This window comes from Pseudoduganella sp. RAF53_2 (assembly GCF_052113985.1).
Lineage (GTDB): Bacteria > Pseudomonadota > Gammaproteobacteria > Burkholderiales > Burkholderiaceae_D > Rugamonas.
This window is the reverse complement of the sequence record NZ_JBFRDW010000774.1, coordinates 1-2,487: the sequence shown is the minus strand read 5'-3', so window position 1 is coordinate 2,487 and position 2,487 is coordinate 1. Positions and strand designations below refer to the sequence as shown.

Below are 2,487 nucleotides of genomic sequence, written 5' to 3'. Positions count from 1 at the left end.
GTCCTGGCCGAAGGTACGCACCATGATGATGTCGCACATGCGGGACATGACCTGGCCCGCGTCTTCCACCGGCTCGCCGCGGCCCAGTTGGGAATCGCGGGTGTTCAGGTAGATGGCGGCGCCACCCAGCTGGTGCATGCCGGCCTCGAAGGAGAGGCGGGTGCGGGTTGAGTTCTTGTCGAACACCATCACCAGCGTACGGTCGATCATCGGGTGATAGATCTCGTAATTCTTGAACTTGCGCTTGATATCGTGCGCACGCTCGATGACATATTGATATTCTTCCAGCGTCAGGTCGCTGAATTGGAGGTAGTGCCTAATCTTCGGAGTGGACATATTTGCAACTACTTATTGCGGGGGGATTAATGATTATAAGGGCATTTCAGTAGATAGTGGCCGGTCGCGCGGGATCGTGCCGCGGCGCCGTGAGAGGCAGGTCCAGGGTAAAAGTGGTCCCGCCACTGCTGCTGATCACGCTGATATGCCCACCCAGCAGCGAAGTGACGATATTGTAACTAATCGAGAGGCCCAGGCCGGAACCGCCTTGCCCGAGCTTTGTGGTGAAGAAGGGATCGAAAATCCGCGACAGGTTTTCCTGCGCGATGCCGCCGCCGTCGTCGCTGAACGATACCAGCACGCGGCCTTCCACGGGCATGCTGGCCACCAGGCGCATCAGGCCTTCTTCGCGGCCGTCGAAGGCGTGCAGCAGGGCGTTATTGATCAGATTTGTGACCACCTGGCCGAAGGGGCCGGGGTAGCTGTCCATCACGATGGAGTCCGGTATTTCGAACTCGATTTTGTGATACGCGGCGCGGATGCGGTTCATCATGGTGGCGATGATCTCGTGCGTCACCTGTTGCAGATTGAAGCTGCGGCGTTGTTCCGTGGTGCGGTCCACCGCCACCTGCTTGAAGCTGTTCACCAGGTCTGCCGCGCTGTGCAGGCCGCGCATCACCAGCGCGGACGCCTTGCGTGCGTCGCCGATATACGTCAGCAGTTCGGATTTGCGCAGGCCGGGGCCATTGACGGCTTTTTCCAGGTCTTCCGTCTTCTGTTCCAGTGTGCTGGCGATCAGCAGGCTGTTGCCGATCGGCGTATTCAGTTCGTGCGCCACGCCCGCCATCAGCGAGCCCAGTGCCGCCAGCTTTTCCTGCGATACCAGCTGGCTCTGGGCTTCCTTCAGCTGTTCGTAGGCATGCGCGTTATCCAGTGCAATGGCGCCGTAGGAGCATAAAGTACGGAAGATCAGGCGTTCGCGTTCGCCAAAAGCATTGATCTGCATCGACTGCACCGTCATCACGCCCAGCGCGCGTTCGCCCAGCAGCAGCGGCACGAACAGGGCGCACACGCTCGGAGCGGTGCCCGGCAGGGCCATGGCGTGGCGTTCTTCGCCGACCTGCTCGACATAGACCTCGCGCCGCTCGTTCAGGCATTTGGCGCCCAGTGCCGACGGGTGATCGAGCGGAATGATGCGATGCGGCAGGGGGYGGCCGTCCTCGATACCGAAGGCGCGCTGCAGTTTCTGGCCAGATGGATCGGTCAGATAGATGGCAAAAGTATTGGCCGACAACAGGGCCTGGACGTGGATGTTCAGCGCCTGGAACACGCCATGTGCATCCAGATGGGTGGTGATTTCCTGGCCGATGGCCGACAGGCGCTCCAGCAGCCGCGTGGTCTGCTGCAGCACTTCGGCGCGGCGCGCTTCCGACATGGCCAGTTCACGGTGGTGCTGGCCTTCGGCGCGTGCCTGCTCCGTCTGATGGTGCACCTGCATGGCGACGGCGCGGCTGGTGGCTTCCAGCGTATGCGTCTTTTCGCGCGCCTGGCTGGCGGCAGTGGCCATGCTGTAAGCCTTCCCGAAGTCGCCGAGGTGAGCGTATTCCTGGCCCAGCGCGTCGTACAGATCGCCCGGCACGGTAAAGCCTTCGATGGTGGAGGCGGTGTCCAGCGCGTGGTGCAGGTAGTGCAGGGTGGCGTTGGGCGCGGTCATGCCTTCCGGCGCGGGCAGCGTATTACGGCTGTGGATCAGGGCCAGCACGCGCAAGGCGGCGATATGGTTGTAAGCGTTGTGCAGGCTGGCGGCCAGCTGCACGGCTTGTTCCGCCATATCCAGCGCCTCTTCGGCGCGGTCGAGGAAGAGCAGGGCATGTGCCTGGCCGCGGCGGGCCACGCTTTCAAAATCCGCCTGCTGCAAGGCTTCGGCGCGGATGGCCAGGCGCTGGAAGGCGTCCAGCGCACCGGAAAAGTCTTCCTTGGCCAGGCACAGGTCGCCCAGGTATTGCAGGGCGATGGCGTAGCTGCGGGCGTTCGCCACCGGCAGCATGATTTCCAGCGCCTCCTGTAGCAGCTCTTGCGCGGCATCGATGCGGCCCAGGCGGCGCACCGTGTCGGCCGTGTGCATCAGCACCGAGCCCACGCTGCGCGGCCAGGCGGTGGGACGCGCCAGTTCCATCGCACGCTGCATCCACTCCAGCGCCGAGTGCAGGT

At 63.0% G+C, this 2,487-nt stretch carries 1 protein-coding gene and 1 pseudogene; both read right to left on the bottom strand.

Annotation, left to right across the window (positions count from 1 at the left end; translation table 11 throughout):
* Window positions 1–336 (bottom strand): annotated as a pseudogene (locus AB4Z11_RS29290) (ornithine carbamoyltransferase); the annotation flags it as partial.
* A gap of 46 nt (window positions 337–382) precedes the next feature.
* A partial coding sequence (locus AB4Z11_RS29285) for a tetratricopeptide repeat-containing sensor histidine kinase (RefSeq protein WP_442029338.1) occupies window positions 383–2,487 on the bottom strand: 2,105 nt, incomplete at its 5' end.